This window comes from Bradyrhizobium sp. Ken01, from assembly GCF_055807355.1.
On sequence record NZ_JBVVPC010000253.1, the window covers coordinates 1 to 253 of the forward strand.

General features: G+C 62.1%; 1 protein-coding gene. It reads left to right on the top strand.

Annotated features, from left to right (window positions below):
• Positions 1-14: 14 nt before the first annotated feature.
• Positions 15-253: OsmC family protein (locus tag AC0L3S_RS39545; RefSeq protein WP_473285396.1), on the top strand; the 239-nt coding region annotated here is incomplete at its 3' end.

Consider the following 253-nt stretch of genomic DNA (forward strand, 5'->3'; position numbering starts at 1 on the left):
GTGGAGTCTGGGCGATGAAGGCACGCATCCAATGGGCGGGCGAAGCCATGTTCCTCGGTGAATCGGGCAGTGGCCATGTAGTGGTCATGGACGGCCCGCCGGAAGCCGGTGGCCGTAACCTGGGTGTACGCCCGATGGAAATGCTGCTGCTGGGTGTCGGCGGTTGCAGCAATTTCGACGTGGTCAGTATCCTGAAAAAGTCCCGCCAGGCTGTGGAAAGCTGCGAAGCCTTTCTGGAGGCCGAGCGTGCGAC